The sequence below is a fragment of the Kitasatospora sp. NBC_00374 genome (assembly GCF_041434935.1).
GTDB lineage: Bacteria > Actinomycetota > Actinomycetes > Streptomycetales > Streptomycetaceae > Kitasatospora.
Window position 1 is genome coordinate 728,963 of the sequence record NZ_CP107964.1, and the last position, 14,130, is coordinate 743,092.

The 14,130-nt window shown below is 75.2% G+C and carries 21 protein-coding genes; 10 read left to right on the plus strand and 11 right to left on the minus strand.

The window, feature by feature from the left end; translation table 11 throughout:
• Positions 1-36 precede the first annotated feature (36 nt).
• From OG871_RS03380 to OG871_RS03395, 4 genes are all read left to right on the plus strand, one after another.
• Entirely contained in the window at positions 37-375 is a 339-nt protein-coding gene (locus OG871_RS03380; protein WP_371494123.1) for a protease inhibitor I9 family protein, read from the plus strand.
• 455 nt (positions 376-830) lie between these two features.
• A complete protein-coding gene (locus OG871_RS03385; RefSeq protein ID WP_371494124.1) occupies positions 831-1,199 on the plus strand; it encodes a hypothetical protein in 369 nt (122 codons plus the stop codon).
• A gap of 134 nt (positions 1,200-1,333) precedes the next feature.
• Entirely contained in the window at positions 1,334-2,569 is a 1,236-nt protein-coding gene (locus OG871_RS03390) for a glutamate--cysteine ligase (protein WP_371494126.1), read from the plus strand.
• Entirely contained in the window at positions 2,532-3,026 is a 495-nt protein-coding gene (locus OG871_RS03395) for a DUF6328 family protein (protein WP_371494127.1), read from the plus strand. The genes OG871_RS03390 and OG871_RS03395 overlap by 38 nt, the downstream gene beginning before the upstream one ends.
• Positions 3,027-3,057: 31 nt before the next feature.
• Here the strand turns inward: OG871_RS03395 and OG871_RS03400 are convergent, their stop codons facing one another.
• On the minus strand, positions 3,058-3,219 hold the full coding sequence (locus OG871_RS03400) for a hypothetical protein (protein ID WP_371494128.1): 162 nt from the start codon (positions 3,217-3,219) through the stop codon (positions 3,058-3,060).
• 247 nt (positions 3,220-3,466) lie between these two features.
• On the opposite strand from OG871_RS03400, the gene OG871_RS03405 reads away from it, so the two are divergent.
• Positions 3,467-4,291 carry a hypothetical protein gene (locus OG871_RS03405; protein ID WP_371494129.1) on the plus strand — a complete coding sequence of 275 codons (825 nt, stop codon included), beginning with the start codon at positions 3,467-3,469 and terminating at the stop codon, positions 4,289-4,291.
• Positions 4,292-4,295: 4 nt separating this feature from the next.
• On the opposite strand, the gene OG871_RS03410 is transcribed toward OG871_RS03405, so the two are convergent.
• The 5 genes from OG871_RS03410 to OG871_RS03430 form a co-directional block, all read right to left on the minus strand.
• Complete coding sequence (locus OG871_RS03410) at positions 4,296-5,033, minus strand: class I SAM-dependent methyltransferase (protein ID WP_371494131.1); 738 nt, start codon at positions 5,031-5,033, stop codon at positions 4,296-4,298.
• Positions 5,030-5,155, minus strand: coding sequence for a hypothetical protein (locus OG871_RS03415; protein WP_371494132.1), 126 nt, complete (start codon positions 5,153-5,155; stop codon positions 5,030-5,032). Before OG871_RS03415 ends, OG871_RS03410 begins: the two co-directional genes overlap by 4 nt.
• A 40-nt stretch (positions 5,156-5,195) precedes the next feature.
• Positions 5,196-5,636 carry a DoxX family protein gene (locus OG871_RS03420; protein ID WP_371494133.1) on the minus strand — a complete coding sequence of 147 codons (441 nt, stop codon included), beginning with the start codon at positions 5,634-5,636 and terminating at the stop codon, positions 5,196-5,198.
• Between the two features lie 53 nt (positions 5,637-5,689).
• Positions 5,690-6,112 (minus strand): hypothetical protein, encoded by a 423-nt coding sequence (locus OG871_RS03425; RefSeq protein ID WP_371494134.1) that lies wholly within the window; start codon positions 6,110-6,112, stop codon positions 5,690-5,692.
• A 105-nt stretch (positions 6,113-6,217) separates the two neighbouring features.
• Complete coding sequence (locus tag OG871_RS03430; RefSeq protein ID WP_371494135.1) at positions 6,218-6,673, minus strand: SsgA family sporulation/cell division regulator; 456 nt, start codon at positions 6,671-6,673, stop codon at positions 6,218-6,220.
• Between the two features lie 189 nt (positions 6,674-6,862).
• Between OG871_RS03430 and OG871_RS03435 the strand changes: the two genes are divergently transcribed.
• Positions 6,863-7,678 (plus strand): hypothetical protein, encoded by an 816-nt coding sequence (locus OG871_RS03435; protein WP_371494136.1) that lies wholly within the window; start codon positions 6,863-6,865, stop codon positions 7,676-7,678.
• A gap of 67 nt (positions 7,679-7,745) precedes the next feature.
• Here OG871_RS03435 and OG871_RS03440 read toward each other — a convergent pair whose 3' ends face one another.
• The gene (locus OG871_RS03440) at positions 7,746-8,057 is read right to left on the minus strand and encodes a hypothetical protein (protein ID WP_371494137.1); all 312 of its coding nucleotides are present in this window, start codon (positions 8,055-8,057) and stop codon (positions 7,746-7,748) included.
• 152 nt (positions 8,058-8,209) lie between these two features.
• Here OG871_RS03440 and OG871_RS03445 point away from each other — a divergent pair, with 152 nt between their 5' ends.
• A complete protein-coding gene (locus OG871_RS03445) occupies positions 8,210-8,743 on the plus strand; it encodes a ferritin-like domain-containing protein (protein WP_371494138.1) in 534 nt (177 codons plus the stop codon).
• Between the two features lie 39 nt (positions 8,744-8,782).
• On the opposite strand, the gene OG871_RS03450 is transcribed toward OG871_RS03445, so the two are convergent.
• Positions 8,783-9,226, minus strand: a complete 444-nt coding sequence (locus OG871_RS03450) for an ATP-binding protein (RefSeq protein WP_371494139.1) — start codon at positions 9,224-9,226, stop codon at positions 8,783-8,785.
• Complete coding sequence (locus OG871_RS03455; protein WP_371494140.1) at positions 9,226-9,600, minus strand: STAS domain-containing protein; 375 nt, start codon at positions 9,598-9,600, stop codon at positions 9,226-9,228. Before OG871_RS03455 ends, OG871_RS03450 begins: the two co-directional genes overlap by 1 nt.
• Before the next feature lie 148 nt (positions 9,601-9,748).
• On the opposite strand from OG871_RS03455, the gene OG871_RS03460 reads away from it, so the two are divergent.
• Positions 9,749-10,852, plus strand: a complete 1,104-nt coding sequence (locus OG871_RS03460) for a glycosyltransferase (protein ID WP_371494141.1) — start codon at positions 9,749-9,751, stop codon at positions 10,850-10,852.
• Between the two features lie 42 nt (positions 10,853-10,894).
• Here the strand turns inward: OG871_RS03460 and OG871_RS03465 are convergent, their stop codons facing one another.
• Positions 10,895-11,809, minus strand: coding sequence for a SigB/SigF/SigG family RNA polymerase sigma factor (locus OG871_RS03465; protein WP_371494142.1), 915 nt, complete (start codon positions 11,807-11,809; stop codon positions 10,895-10,897).
• 338 nt (positions 11,810-12,147) lie between these two features.
• Here OG871_RS03465 and OG871_RS03470 point away from each other — a divergent pair, with 338 nt between their 5' ends.
• On the plus strand, positions 12,148-12,477 hold the full coding sequence (locus tag OG871_RS03470; protein WP_371494143.1) for a plasmid stabilization protein: 330 nt from the start codon (positions 12,148-12,150) through the stop codon (positions 12,475-12,477).
• A gap of 327 nt (positions 12,478-12,804) precedes the next feature.
• On the opposite strand, the gene OG871_RS03475 is transcribed toward OG871_RS03470, so the two are convergent.
• A complete protein-coding gene (locus OG871_RS03475; protein WP_371494144.1) occupies positions 12,805-13,251 on the minus strand; it encodes a nitroreductase family deazaflavin-dependent oxidoreductase in 447 nt (148 codons plus the stop codon).
• Between the two features lie 216 nt (positions 13,252-13,467).
• Here OG871_RS03475 and OG871_RS03480 point away from each other — a divergent pair, with 216 nt between their 5' ends.
• Positions 13,468-14,127, plus strand: coding sequence for a transcriptional regulator (locus OG871_RS03480; protein WP_371494145.1), 660 nt, complete (start codon positions 13,468-13,470; stop codon positions 14,125-14,127).
• The last annotated feature ends 3 nt before the right edge of the window (positions 14,128-14,130 follow it).

Below are 14,130 nucleotides of genomic sequence, written 5' to 3' on the forward strand. Positions count from 1 at the left end.
AGCAGGTGGCCGCCCCTTCGAACAGGAGAACTCCGCATGCGTCCTGCCGCGCGCCGCACGTCCGCCGCCCTGCTGCTGCTCGCCACGCTGGCGGCCGTCCCCGCGACCGCGGCGGCCCGACCGGGCCCGGACCGGAAGGCCCCCCTCGCCGGGGCGGAGCAGCCGGCCGTGGGCCGCTACCTCGTCACGCTCAAGCGGGGCAGCGACGTGGCCGCGGTGGTCGGGGAACTCGGTGTGACGCCGCTGTGCACGTACGAGAGCGTCTTCCCCGGTTTCGCCGCCGACCTGGACCCGGAACAGCTGGCGCGGGTGCGGCGGCATCCGGCGACGGAGGCCGTCGAGGCGGACGGCTCGGTCTCGGCCTTCGGGGGCTGACCGGACCGAGGCGGGGACACGCTGGGTGACCGGCCGGTCCGCTATCCGGTCTGGACACGAAACGGGGGCCGGTCCACACTGAGGCTCTGGACGACGGCCGCCGGCCCCACGTCGGCACCGACCGCCACCCACGGTCCCCACCCGTCGCCGGCCGCCGCTGCCCCGTGTGGACACCGCTCCGACAGCGACGGACCCAGCGCCATCCGCGGCGGCTCCGCCCCGACCGGGCACCGTACGCAACGTGACCTCTTCCCCGCCGCCGGCGGGCCCGCGAGGAGGTCCGGGCCGCGCCCCCCGGCAGAAACCGCAGGTGCTCTCCCCCGCGCACCGGACCGGCGAGCCGGAACTCCGCCCTCCCGCTCTCGCGCGCCCCACGCCCGCCGACGGAAACGGTCCTGGACGGAGCCTGCGGAGGCCCGCACCGTAGCGGTCCCCGCTCCACGAGGAGCCCATCCATGAGGATCGCCCACCCCTATCCGACCGGCACGAGGTCCGCCTCCTACCTGCGTTGCTATCCCGCCGACACCTGGCGGATGCGCGCGCACCGGGAGATGCTGAGCCGGCACGCCGTCCGGATCGGACTTCCCGAGCCGGTCGTCTTCATCGACAACGGGTGCCGGTCGTTCGACCCACTGCCGAGGCTGGAGGAGCTGGTGCAGCACGCGGCTGCAGGTCATTTCGGGGTCGTGCTCGTCCCCGGCTCATGGGTGTTCAGCCTGAACGACGAGGAGGCGCACCGGGTTCGCAGCCGGCTGGCCGCGCACGGCTGCCACGTCCTCGAACCGCCGCACGTCCGGTCCCGGGCCGGAAACCGGCCCGGCTGACCGTTTCGACCGCCGCCCGGGCGGGCACGCGCCAGACGCGGGCCGACGCCCGATCCGCGGCGGCGGACCCGTGGGCGTCCCGGCTTACCGGCCGGGGCGGCGCCCTCTTCCAGCGGACGAGGAGAACCGGACCCTTGGTCGAACCAGCTCGGCCGTCCGTCCGTCCCGGCCCGACGCAGCCACTGCGCTTCGGGGTCGAGGAGGAGTTCGTCCTGGTGGACGCGGTGACCGGGGTCTGCGTACCGCGCGCGGAACGCGTCCTGGCCGACGCGGCACTCACGCTCGGTGACCGGGCGCAGGCCGAGTTCTGCGCCACCCAGGTCGAGGGCTGCACCCCGCCGGTGGAGACCGCCGAACGGCTGCGCGAGGAGCTGGCCGTGATGCGGCGCGCGCTCGCCGCGGCGGCCGGCCGGGCCGGCTGCCTGCTGGTCGCCTCGGGCACGCCGGTCCTGCCCAGCCCGCACCCGCTGCCCGTCTCGGACGGCGTCCGCTACCACCGGATCTCCCGGCACATGGGGCCGGTGGCGGACCAGCCCGGCGGCGAGATGTGCGGCTGCCACGTCCACGTCGGCGACCTCAGCCGCCGCGAGGCGCTCGCGGTGGGCAACCGCCTGCGGCCCTGGCTGCCGGTGCTGCACGCCGTCACCACCAACTCGCCGTTCTGCGAGGGCCGCGACCGCGGCGTCGCGAGCTCCCGGACCCTCTGCTACGGCCGGTGGCCGACCGTCGGGCCGGCCCCGGTGCTGGACGAGGGCGGCTACGAGCGGACCGTCGAGGCCCTGCTCTCGTCCGGCGTGCTGCTGGACCGGCGGATGATCTACTGGTACTCCCGGCCGTCCGAGCACCTGCCGACGCTGGAGGTGCGGGTCGCGGACGTCAACGCCGACCTGGACGTCACGGTGCTGCTAGCCGTGCTCGTCCGCGGGCTCGTCGCGGTGTCGCTGCGCGAGGAACGCGCGGGAGCACCGCTGCCATCCGTACCGGGGGAGCTGCTGTGCGCGGCGCACCGGCGGGCGGCACGGGTGGGGCTCTCCGGGGACGGCATCGACGCGTTCACGGGGCGGTCACGGCCCGCGGCGCAGCTGCTGGCCGACCTGTTGGAGCACGCCGCGCCCGGGCTGGCCGCCCTGGGCGACCTGGGCCTGGCCCGCCGGCTCGCCGCCCGCACGGTGGCGGCCGGCACCGGCGCCGATCGTCAGCGGGCCGCCTTCGCGTGCCGGGGTTCGCTCGCCGACGTCGTCGCGGAGCTCGCGGCGGTGACCGTCGGCCAGTCCGCGTCCCCTGGCCGGTCGGCCACCCGGGGCCCGGCGACCGGAGGGAGGCGAGGAGGTCGTGCCGGAGGAACCGCAACCGCTCCGGGAAGGGCGTGACGAGACCCCGGAGGAGCGGGCGGACCGCCTGTGGGGGGAGCTCCTGCAGGAGGTGCGGATCGCGCAGACCGGTGCGCAGATCATGTTCGGGTTCCTGCTGACGGTCGCCTTCACCGAGCGGTTCGCCACCCTGCACGGCTTCGACCGCGGCCTGTACGTGGCCGTGGTGACCCTCGGCGCGATCGCCACCGGCACCCTGATCGCCCCGGTCTCCTACCACCGGGTCCTCGCCGGGCGGCATCTCAAGCCGACCATGGTGGCAGCGGCGGGGCGGCTGGTCTCGCTCGGGGTGGCCCTGCTGGCGGTCACCGTCGGGATGGCCCTGCTCCTGCTGCTCAAGGTGGCGGGGCTCGGGTGGGCGGCCTGGCTGATCGCGGCCGTGGTGATGTCCTGGTTCGGTGTGTGCTGGCTGCTGCTGCCGGCCATGCTGCGCCGCCGCGGCAACGGCCGCCGGTGAGGTGGTGCGGTCGGCCCGGTTCGGCGGCGGATCAGCCGGCGGCGGGGCCGATGCCCGTGACCCGGGACGGGGCGCCGGACCTGCCGATCAGCGCGGCGGCGGCGAGTACGACCCCGCCGGCCACGGTCAGCAGGGTGACCCGGCGGCGTCTGAAGCCGGGCCGGGGCTGCTCGTACTGTCGCGGGAACGTCATGGGGATCCTCCGAATCGAGAGTGTTCTGATCGGCGACAACCACCGTCGGCCAGGGCCGACAACGATGATCGTATGAGCTGTTCGAGCCCCGGGAGCGGGCCGACGGCCCGCCTAAGGAAGCCCTAAGGTTCTCCTCACCCCAGCCTTCGGCTCGGCCCGCGAAACGCTCGGAGGGGAGTGGACGGACCATCGACCCCTCGAACGCGGATTCGAGATGCGGTCCGGCGATCGACTGTGGCAGGCTGCCGTGATCACATCGAAGATCATCGGAGTCCACCGCACCATGTCCGCGCCGCAGCGTCGCATCCTTCCCGCCACCGCCGCCCTCACCGGGGTCCTGCTGCTCACCGCCCTGGCCGGGTGCGCGAGCTCCCCCGCGACCACTTCGGCCCCTGCCACCCCGGTCCCGCCCTCGACGGCCTCCACCGCGTCCGCGTCCGCCGCGCCGACGGCTGCCGTGGACCCCGCCGCGTTCGAGACGCTCTCCGCGCTCGTCAAGGCGCCGGGAAAGCCCTATGCCGCGACGATGAAGGCCGAGACCACGATCGGTGGCGAGTCGACGGTCATGATGACCGGACGGCTGAACATCAACGGTCCGGCCACCGGGCGCCTGCACATCGAGACGGCGGACGACGGCGCCGGGCGGACGCTCTCCATGGACAGTGTCGTGGTCGCCGACGCCATGTACGGCAAGGGTGTCCCCGGCACCACCGGCTGGGTGAAACTCCCGCGCTCCGCGGAGGCCCCGGTCGCCGACTACGCCGGCTACGCCAAGCTGATCGCCGCCGGCGGCCCGGCCTCGCTGAAGGGCGTCGAGCAGCAGGCGGGCGGCCCGGTCTACCACCTCTCCGGGCCACTGACCACGGAGCAGATCACGACGATCGACGCCCGGACCGCCAAGTCCATGGGCACCAAGGGCATGACGTCCTTCCAGTGCGACCTCTGGCTCGACGGTGAGAGCCGCGCCGTCCGCTTCGAGCAGCGCGGCGAGCTGCGGGGCGTCGCCTTCGTCAACTCCGCCGTCTTCAGCGAGTTCGGCCCCACCGAGACGGTGAGCGCCCCCACCGACTGACCGGTCACCCGCCCCCGCGTCTGGCCGCCACCAGGTCGCGGTCGGGCGCGGTCACGGGTTCGAAACCCGCCTCGGCCAGTTCGTCCCCGAGCACGGCGGGGGCGACCGGCCAGAGGTCGAATCCCTCCCGTGCCTCCCGCAGCAGCACGCCGTCCCGCTCGACGCGGTAGGCGAAGCAGAGCCGCACGATGCCGCGGTCCGGGGTACTGGTGACCTGCGCGCAGTAGCTGTCCGCGCCGAGCCGCACCGGCCCGAGCCGCCAGGTCTCCTCCCGTTCCGGCACGGCGGGCGGCGGCGCGTCGAACAGCAGCACACCGCCCGGGACGAGGGCGCGCGCCAGCGCCCGGAAGGCGGCTCGGCGGTCGGCCGGTTCCAGGACGGCGACGAGGTTCGCGGCGACCGCCAGGTCGGCGACCTCCCGCAGGCCGCAGGCGGCGACGGTCGCGGCGTGGACGGTGGTCCGGGCGCGCTCGTCCGCACCGAGGCGGGCAAGCCTGGCCAGCAGACCGGCCCGCATCGCGGCCGACGGCTCGACCGCGTGCACCGGGACGGCGGCCGCGCCGACCAGGACCTCGGTGACGATGCCGGTGCCCGCGCCGGCATCCACGATCGCCAGGCGGGCGTCCCGGGCCGGCCCGGCGAACCGCCGCAGGGCCGCACGTCGGTCGCCGTCGGCCTGCAGCAGGTCGTAGAACTCGGCCGAGACGGCGTACTCGGGCTCCCGCCCGCCGGCGGCGTTCACCGGACGCGCCCGAGGGCGCTGTCGGCAACGGCCCGGACGGGCCCCGCCGCCCGGGCGGGCGTGCGGCGCCGGCCGGCGCCGGCCGGGGTGCCGTCGATGGCGGTTCGTGCGGCGGCCGTCATCGGTGCCTCCCTCCCGGCCGGGCGGCCGGCCGCCCGCGCCTCAGTGATGGTGGGCGGGGTGTCTGGCCCGCCAGGCGAGCGAGGGGCCGGGGCCGTTGTCGGCGGCGGCGATCAGCAGGCCACCGCACATCGAGACGTTCTTGAGGAACTGGACGCGCTGCAGGGCCCGCTCCCGGTCGTCCTCGGCCTCCCAGAACCGGTGGCAGGCCAAGGTCGCCGGGACCAGTGTGACGGCCAGCGCGAGGGCGGCGGTCCGCGGAACGCGGCCGAACGCCAGCAGGGTGCCCGCCGTGACCTGGGCCGCCGCGGTGAGACGGACGGCGCCCCGGACAGTCGCGGGCACACCCAGCAGGCCGGTGAGCGAACGCACCACCGGCTCGGCGGCGGGCGCCGCGCGCTCGGGATCTCGCAGCGCGCCGGCTCCCCCGTACAGGAACATCGTGGCCAGCAGGGGACGGGCGCATGTTCTCATGATGGACATACCGGACGTCTGTCCCGCCAGTGCCGGACCAATATCCGGTGGACGGATCCGGGTCAGTGGCCGAGCCGGTGCACGAACCCGTGCCGCCGCCGCGCCGGTTCCGGGGCGGGCTCCCCACCCCGGTCCGCATCCGGACCAACGGCCGGATCCACATCCGGCTGCACGGCAGGATCGGCCGCCGGGTCCACCGCCCGGGCGTAGGCCGGGCCGCGCGCCGCGGCCGTCGCCCTGGCCGCGCGCAGTTCCGCCGTCCGGCGGCGGGTCCGGCGCGCGCCGGCGAGGGCGAGCAGGCACCCGAGCCCGAACAGCAGGGTCAGTGCGATGCCCGCGAGGAAGATCGCGAGGCTGCTCATGGTGACGAGCTCACCACCGAACACGGTCACCGTGTAGTCGGCTCCGCCGTCGAGGTTGCCGGCGATCAGCAGTCCGGTGAACGCTCCGGTCGCCGCCAGCAGCAGGACTCCGAGAATCAGCATGCGGGAGTCTCCTTCCGGGAGGTCTCCTGCCGCGTCTGCCCGGCCCGCGCCGGACGACCCGCCTCGACCACGCCCGATCGGGACGGATCCGGCGCGGGCCGGCTCTCACCGGTGGCTGCTGGGCGTCTGTCCGCCGCTGTCCAGACCGCCGTTGTCCAGCGCCGCACGGATCCACTCGTCGAGGTCCGCCCGGTACTGCTCGCCCCCGGACGGCACACCGGCGAAGCTGCGCCGGAGGAACTCCTGCAGGCCCGCGCACCCGGCCCGCAGTACCGCCGTCGAACCGTCCACACCGCGCAGGATCAACAGGACGTGCTGGTGGCCCGCCTCGGGTTCGATCAGTACGTCGCCGTAGCCGGCCGGGACGTCCAGGCCCTCGGCGAGCAAGTCGCGGGAGAAGGTCCAGTGCTCCGAGATACCGGGCTCGACGTCGAAGTCGACGTGCACGGCGAACGGGTCACCGCAGTCGTAGCGCCAGGTCGACCGGACGGGCAGCCGGACGGCGTCCGGGAGCAGGAGTTCGGCGGTGACGGCGGTCGTCACCCGGGTACGCGTAGTCATCTGGTGCCGACTCCTTCCGGCGGCCGGCAGGCCGCGCCGTGGACGAACAGCGTCATGCGGCCTCGTGTGCCCGGCCGGCCTGCGGCGAAACAGCCCGGCCGCCGAGCCCTTACCCTGCAGGTGGCGGCCCTCTCGCCACCCGGACCCGGCCTTCTCCGAGGGCCCGGCCCTCTTCGAAGGACGTACCGCATGGACTTCGACACCGTCGCGGACGAGCTGTACGCGCTGCCGCCGGCGGAGTTCACCGCCGCCCGCGACACCGCCGCGGGACTGGCCCGGAAGCAGGGCGACCGGGAGCTGGCCGCCCGGGTCCGCAAGCTGCGGCGGCCGACCGGGGGCGCCTGGCTGGCCAATCTCCTGGTCCGCTCCCACCCCGAGGAGATCGGCCCCCTGCTGGAGCTGGGCCGGGCCCTGCGCGCGGCCCAGAGCGACCACGCGGGGGCCCGTCTGCGCGAGCTCTCCTCCCGCCGCCACCACCTGGTCACGGCGCTCACCGCCCGGGCCCGCCGGACGGCGACCGAGGCCGGCCACAGCCCCGGCGAGCCCGCGCTGCGCGAACTGGAGCAGACCCTGCGGTCCGTCCTGGCGGACGGCGACGCGGCCGAGTCCTTCGCCGCGGGCCACCTCGCCACGGCCCTCGACGCCACCGCGCCCCTGCCCGAACCCGTCCCCGCCCTCGAACCCACACCCGCACCCGCCGTCCCCGAACCCGAACCGGCCGCCGCCACCGAGCCGCGCAGAACGGCCCCCCGGGCGGCGCAGGCCGCCGTACGGACCGCGGAGCGGGAGGCCGCGCAGGCCGCGGACGCCCTGGAACTCCGCACCGCCGAACACCGGAGCGCCGCCGCACGGGTCCGGCGCAGCGCCCGGCGCCTGGCCGACGCCGAACAGGCCCATCGCGAGGCCGAACGGGCCGAAGCCGAGTGCGCCACCGCCCTCGCCGCCGCCGAGCGGCGGGCCGCGCAGACCCGCGCCGAGGCCGACCGGCTACGCCGACGGACCTGACCTCAGGCCCTGTCCCGTCGGACGCGGCTGACCGCGCACGCGCGCGACCCGCGCCGCGGGCGCGGGGTCACCGGCCGGATCGCCGTCGCCGGGCGACCAGGCCACCCGCCGCGACCAGGACGGCCGCCCAGCTCAGGGCGAGCACCACCAGCCCCGCCACCGACGGCTCGCGGACACTCACCACGAGGAAGCCGGCTGCCCAGGCCAGCAGCCAGATCAGGGTGGACAGCCGGACCGCGCAGACCGCCAGGCGGCTTCGCACCAGCCATCCCGCGCGCATGGTGCTCAGCCGTTTCTCGAGGCGGGCGTCGGTCCTCAGGTCGGCCTCGATCGACGCCAGGATCTGTCGCTCGTGCCCGGACATTGCAGGTCCGTCCATCGTCGCCACCTCCGCGCTTCGCCGGCGACGGGTCTCTCTGCTCCGGCGAGTGCCCCGTGGACGGCGGTTCCAATCCTTCGGTGCGAGCATGGGTCGGACGGGATCGGCCCGGGCATACGCTCGGTGGTGGGGCGACGACCGAGGAGGCACGGATGGGCGAGAGCCTGGCACTGGACGTCGAACGGATCAGCAAGGAGGCCTTGCGCACGATGGCCGCCGGTCCGGCGGCCGGTGCGTCCGGGCTCGACAGGGAGCGCGTGGTCAGCGTCCTCAACGACGTGGTCGCGACCGAGGTGGTCGGCTGGCTGCGCTACACCCGGCACGCGATCACGGCCAGGCGGATCGACCGGCCCGAGGTGAGCGAGCTGTTCGACCTCCGGGCCGAGCAGGCGATGCGGCACGCCACGGCGGTGGCGGAGCGGATCACCCGGCTGGGCGGCCGGCCGGCCTTCGACCCCGACACCCTCGCGCAGCGCGCCCACACCGACTACTCGGTGGCCGACGACCCGGCGATCAGGCAGATGCTGGAGCAGAACGTGCAGGCCTCCGAGATCGCGGTCGCCGCCTATCGGGAGATCACCCGCTGGCTCGGCGACCGGGACGGTGACAGCCGCCGGCTGATGGAGTCCCTGGTCGCTGACGAGCTGCAGTACGGGCGGGCGCTGGGCGCCCTGCTCACGGGCTGAGCACGCCGGCCGAGTACGCGCCGCCGTCCGGCCCCGGCCTCAGGTTGCCCGGCGGGCGACCTCCAGCCAGACGGTCTTGCCCTCCTCGTGGCGGGCGTACCCCCAGGCGGCGGCCAGCCGGTCGACGACCTTGAGGCCGTGCCCGCTCGGTACCGCCGGGTGCTGGCCGGTGCGGATGGCCGGCTCGGCCGGGCTGGCGTCCGACACCTCGACCCGGATGGCGGGCCCGGCGAGGGTCAGCACCAGTTCGCGCGGGCCGCCGGCGTGCAGACAGGCGTTGGTGACGAGCTCGGTGACCAGCAGGACGACGTCGCCGGCGATCTCGCGCCCCTCCGCGTCCTCGGCGGGGAGCCAGCCCCAGTCGTGCAGGGCCTCGATCGCGAAGGCGCGGCACCGGCCGACGGACCCTCGGGATTCGAACAGCCGCAGCCTGCGGATCTGGCCGCGTGGCTGCGGCAGGGCCGGGCGGGGCGTACGGTCCATCAGTCGTCAGCCTGCCCGGCGAGTGCCTCGTCCAGGGTCGGGTAGACCTGGAGGACCTCCCCGACTCCGGTGACCGCCAGCATCCGGGCGACCATCTCGCCGGGCGCGGCGAGGACCAGCCGCCCGCCGCCGGCCTCGGCGGTGGCCTGGGAGCGGATCAGCAGGTTCAGCCCGGTGGAGTCGCAGAAGTCGAGCCCGCCGCAGTCGACGACCAGCCTGGCGGGCGGTTCGGCGAGGACGGCGTCCAGCGCCTCGCGCAGCGGACCGACGGTGTCGTGGTCGAGCTCACCGTCCGGCCTGATCACCACGCCGCGCGTCCAGGGCTGCACGGAGACCGTCAGGTGTCCGTTCGCACCGGCGGTGTCAGCATCCATCGGCCCCGCTCCTCGCGTCGCTCCGGGCGTGCCCCTTCCACCATAGGTCCGCACGTGCCGCGGCGGGCGGGTCCGCATCGGCGGAAGGTTTCAGAGGGCAGCAAAACGGTCAGAAGCCGGACATACCGTCTGTCGAGCGGAGTGACCGATGCACATCGCCATCGTCGCCGGCGGGCGCCGTCCGACCGACGAGGCGGTCCCCGAGCGCCTCGTCGTCATGGCCGAGGCCCTGGCCGCGATCGGCCACCGGGTGTCGCTCTTCGGCCGGTGGAAGGCCGCCCTGCCGACCCACTTCGACCTGCCGCCGGAGGTCGTGGTCCGACCACTCGCCACCGCGCCGCCGGACACCGCCGGCACCGAGGCCCTCCTCGGCTTGGTCCCGGCCATGGCCGAGGAGCTGGAGCACAGTTGGCGGGCGGACCCGCCCCGGGTGGCGCACGCGATCGGACTCGACGCGGGGCTCGCGGTCCTGGTGGCCGCACGCGGAATCCCGGACCTCTGCACGGTGCACGAGCGGATCGCCGTCCTCCCCGACGAGGGCGCCCTGCCGGCCTCGCTGGCGGGCCGTGCGCACCGGCTGCAGAGCGCCGTCGCCCGCAGCGCGGACGCCGTGATCGCCCGCTCCCCGGAGGAGGCACGGGTGCTGCGGCGGCTGGGGGCCCGGCACGGACGGGTGCTGCTGGTGCCGCAGGGCGTGGACACCCGGCAGTTCACCCCGGCGGCGCACCATCCGCCGCACGACCCGGCCCAGCTGCTCTGCCTGGACGGCGGCCGGTCGGCCGCGAGCGTGGGCGCGGCGGTCCGGGCGGTGGCCGAGGTGCCCGACGCCCGGCTGGTCGTGGTCGGTGGTGAGGCGGAGTCCGCACCCGCGGCGGGAGCGGCGGAGGTCAGGCAGGTGCCGGAGGTGCCGCACGAGGCCGTCCCGGAACTGCTGCGGTCCAGCGACATCCTGGTCACCGCGCCGCAGACCGACCCGTCCGGCACCGTCGCGCTGGAGGCGATGGCCTGCGGCGTCCCGGTGGTCGCCGGCGCCGTGGGGGCGCTGCGCAGCCTGGTGGTGGACGACGTCACCGGTGTGCTGGTCCCGCCCGACCATCCGGAGCTGATGGCCGAGGCGGTGCGTCGGCTGCTCTCGGACCCGGCGCAGCGCGAGGCGCTCGGTATCGCGGGCCTGGACCGGGCCAGGTCGATGCACGCGTGGCCGGTGGTCGCCGCCCGGCTGGACCGGGTCTACCAGGGGCTCCACCACTGAGCGACGGTCCGGTGGACAGGCAGGCGGGGCCGGAGTCCGCGCTCAGGCGTCCGACTCCCGGTCCTCCAGCTGCTCGCGCAGCCGGCCGAGGGTGGCGGACAGCAGCCTGGACACCTGCATCTGCGAGACGCCGATCTCCTCGGCTATCTCGGACTGCGTCCGGTTGCCCCAGAATCGGGAGAGCAGCACGGTGCGCTCGCGCGGCGCCAGCTCGTTCAGCAGCGGGCGGACGGCCTCGCGGAACTCCACCAGGTCCAGGTTGTGGTCACAGCAGCCGAGGCGGTCCACGAGGGCGCCGCCCGGCTCGTCCGGATTCTCCGGGTTGTCGCTGCCGAGCGCGTCGAGCGAGTGCGAGCGGTAGAGCCGTCCGGCGGCCAGGCCTTCGTCGACCTGGTCCGGGGTGAGGTCCAGCTTCTCGGCGAGCTCCGCCGGGGTCGGGCGGCGGCCCAGGTCCTGTTCCAGCCGGTCGGAGCCGCGGGCGACCAGCAGGTAGAGCTCCTGCATGCTGCGCGGTACGCGGACCGGCCAGGAGGTGTCCCGGAAGAAGCGTTTGACCTCGCCGGTGATGGTCGGGACGGCGTATGTCAGGAACTCCACGCCGCGGTCCGGGTCGTAGCCGTCCACGGCCTTGATCAGGCCGACCGTGCCCACCTGGACGATGTCGTCCATCTCCGCCGCGCGGTGGCGGAAGCGGGACGCGACGAAGCGGACCAGCGGCATGTTGAGCTCGATGACCGTGCCCCGGACGTAGCTGTAGGCGTGGGACTCGCGGTCCAGCCCGGCGAGCCGCTGGAACAGTGCGTCACTGAGGGTGCGCGCCTCCGTCTTGCCCATCGACCTCAGCTGCTCGGGGGTGAGGCGTGGCTCCGGCGCAGGGCTCGGCGCCGCTGCGGTCGGGGCGGCCCCGGTGCGGCGGGCGGCGATCGGTTCGGTACGAAGGGTGGGCACGGTGGTCATCTCCCTGAGCGTTCCGGGTTGCTCGGCCCGTGCGGCCGTCGGCGGCGGACGGGGGCCCCGGGGGGCCCGACTGGGGAGACCGCTGCGCCCGGCTGCTCCGGACAAGGCGTCCCGGCACGGATGGGTGCCGTGTGCGCGGCCGGGAGCCCTTGGGGTTCACCGGCCGAAAGTGGACAGGCGCAAGCCGCGCCGTCCTGACTGTTGCCCTACCCGAAGGACCCGGCGGCTAATCTCCCGAAATCAGCCGATTTGTCCTGCGCACGCCGTGTCACCGGGCCCCATGCGGGTAGGCGCCGCAGGACCGAGGCCGGACCGTACCGCCGGAAGGAGCACCCGTCATGCCCCGAGGATCGAGCCCCAAGCGGGAGCGCCAGTACGAGCACATCAAGGAGGGCCTGCTGGAGCGCGGCCGGGACGAGGACACGGCGGAGGAGATCGCGGCCCGGACGGTCAACAAGGAGCGCGCCCGCCACGGCGAGGCGAAGACCGCAAGCCGCAGCTCGGTCCAGGACATCTCCTCCGGCCGGCGCGGCGGGCTCAGGTCGCACAGCGGGGCCCGCGGGCCCACGTACGACCAGCTCTACAACGAGGCCCGGCAGCGCGATATCAAGGGCCGGTCGACAATGGACAGGAAGCAGCTCGCCGACGCGCTCGGCCGGGAGCTCTGAGGACGCCGACCCGGAGCCGGCCCTCGCCGCGCAGGCCGAGGTCGGCGCAGCGCGAGATCCGAGCAGGAGGAGCGGACGATGGATTCCGTCCCGGTACCCCCCGACCCCGACATCGGGCCGCTGCCACCCGACCCGGGACCGCTGCCGCCGGTCCCCCCGTCGCCGCCGCGCCCCGACGACCCCCGCCCCGCGCCGCCCGTACCGCCGTTCCCGCCGCAGCCCGGCCCGGACCCGCAGTCGCCGGACCCGGAGCCGCCGGGGCCCGACGACGCCGTCCGTCTCCCGCGCACGGGCCACGGCCCCGGGCGGTGAGTCGGCCCGCCCGGGTCAGTGCGGGACGGCCGAGGGGGTCAGCACGAAGACCGGGATCTCGCGGTCGGTCCTGGTCTGGTACTCGGCGTAGTCCGGGTAGGCCTCGACGGCCCGGGCCCACCAGAGGGCCTTCTCCTCGCCGGTGACCTGCCGGGCCGTCATGTCCTGCCGGACCGGGCCGTCCTGGAGCTCGACCCTGGGATCGGCCATCACGTTGTGGTACCAGACCGGATGCTCGGGGGCGCCGCCCTTGGACGCCACGACGGCGTAGGTTCCCGCGTGTTCCACCCGCATGAGCGGGGTCTTGCGGATCCGTCCGGACTTCGCTCCGCGGGTGGTGAGGATGATCACCGGCAGGCCCCGCATCGTCGTCCCCTCGGTCCCGCCCGAGCCCTCGTACAGCTCGACCTGCTCGCGCACCCACTGTTCGGGGCTCGGCCGGTAGTCGCCCTCCAGAGGCATGGCATCCCTTCCCTGTCGACGTCGTACCCGACTCGGGCAGGGGCTGCTGCCGCTCCCCCGCCGGTACCCGACCATGGCTACCACCATCGGCGCGGCCAGTCACCCACCGCCTCGGGGAGTCGCGCGGCGAGCACAGGGCCCCGGCCGGCGGGCAGCGGGCAACTCGCCCGGCAGCCTCCCGCGTCGGTGCGGCGGCCCGCGATAGCTTCGGCAACCGTGGACCGTCCCCGCGCACAGGACCTGTACGAGCAGGCCGTCACCGAGCTCGCGCCCGCCGCCGCGCGCAACCGGCTGGTGGAGCTGGTGGAGTCCGGCGACGCCCCGCTCGCCGCGCTGCGCGGGATCGCGGGTGAGGAGTACCGGATCGTCCGCAGCGACCGCCGCAGCTTCGCGCTGATGGCGGCCCGGTTCGGCGATCGCGAGCCGGCGGCCGGGCTGTTCCTCGGCCTGGCCGGGGGCGAGGCCCGGGCGCTGGAGCTGCTCACCGGCTACGCCGCCGCCCTCGGGCTGGACGCGGCCGCGCTGGCGGCGTACGAGCCTCGTCCGGCGGCGCAGTCCTACGCCCACCACCTCGCCTGGCTCGGCCAGTTCGGCACCCGCAGCGAGATCGCGCTCGCGCTGCTGGCCAACTTCGGTTTCTGGGGCGGCTACTGCGCGCGGCTGGCGGCGGCCCTGCCCCGGCACTACGGCCTCACCGAGGCGGAGGCCGCCTTCTTCGCGTACTTCGCCGAGCTCCCACCCGGCTTCGAGCAGGGCGCGCTGGCCGTCCTGCAGGAGGGCCTCGACGCGGGCGAGGACCCGGGGGCGGCGAGGCTGGCCGCCAGGACGATGCAGGCCTACGAGGGTGCGTTCTGGGACTCGGCACACCTGTCCTGAACT

Excerpts from the sequence above, each read along its gene's own strand:
- OG871_RS03380 (WP_371494123.1), top strand. The coding sequence starts at position 37 with ATGCGTCCTGCCGCGCGCCGCACGTCCGCCGCCCTGCTGCTGCTCGCC.
- OG871_RS03385 (WP_371494124.1), top strand. The coding sequence starts at position 831 with ATGAGGATCGCCCACCCCTATCCGACCGGCACGAGGTCCGCCTCCTAC.
- OG871_RS03400 (WP_371494128.1), bottom strand. The coding sequence starts at position 3,219 with ATGACGTTCCCGCGACAGTACGAGCAGCCCCGGCCCGGCTTCAGACGC.
- OG871_RS03415 (WP_371494132.1), bottom strand. The coding sequence starts at position 5,155 with ATGACGGCCGCCGCACGAACCGCCATCGACGGCACCCCGGCCGGCGCC.
- OG871_RS03420 (WP_371494133.1), bottom strand. The coding sequence starts at position 5,636 with ATGTCCATCATGAGAACATGCGCCCGTCCCCTGCTGGCCACGATGTTC.
- OG871_RS03425 (WP_371494134.1), bottom strand. The coding sequence starts at position 6,112 with ATGCTGATTCTCGGAGTCCTGCTGCTGGCGGCGACCGGAGCGTTCACC.
- OG871_RS03430 (WP_371494135.1), bottom strand. The coding sequence starts at position 6,673 with ATGACTACGCGTACCCGGGTGACGACCGCCGTCACCGCCGAACTCCTG.
- OG871_RS03435 (WP_371494136.1), top strand. The coding sequence starts at position 6,863 with ATGGACTTCGACACCGTCGCGGACGAGCTGTACGCGCTGCCGCCGGCG.
- OG871_RS03440 (WP_371494137.1), bottom strand. The coding sequence starts at position 8,057 with ATGGACGGACCTGCAATGTCCGGGCACGAGCGACAGATCCTGGCGTCG.
- OG871_RS03445 (WP_371494138.1), top strand. The coding sequence starts at position 8,210 with ATGGGCGAGAGCCTGGCACTGGACGTCGAACGGATCAGCAAGGAGGCC.
- OG871_RS03450 (WP_371494139.1), bottom strand. The coding sequence starts at position 9,226 with ATGGACCGTACGCCCCGCCCGGCCCTGCCGCAGCCACGCGGCCAGATC.
- OG871_RS03455 (WP_371494140.1), bottom strand. The coding sequence starts at position 9,600 with ATGGATGCTGACACCGCCGGTGCGAACGGACACCTGACGGTCTCCGTG.
- OG871_RS03460 (WP_371494141.1), top strand. The coding sequence starts at position 9,749 with ATGCACATCGCCATCGTCGCCGGCGGGCGCCGTCCGACCGACGAGGCG.
- OG871_RS03465 (WP_371494142.1), bottom strand. The coding sequence starts at position 11,809 with ATGACCACCGTGCCCACCCTTCGTACCGAACCGATCGCCGCCCGCCGC.
- OG871_RS03470 (WP_371494143.1), top strand. The coding sequence starts at position 12,148 with ATGCCCCGAGGATCGAGCCCCAAGCGGGAGCGCCAGTACGAGCACATC.
- OG871_RS03475 (WP_371494144.1), bottom strand. The coding sequence starts at position 13,251 with ATGCCTCTGGAGGGCGACTACCGGCCGAGCCCCGAACAGTGGGTGCGC.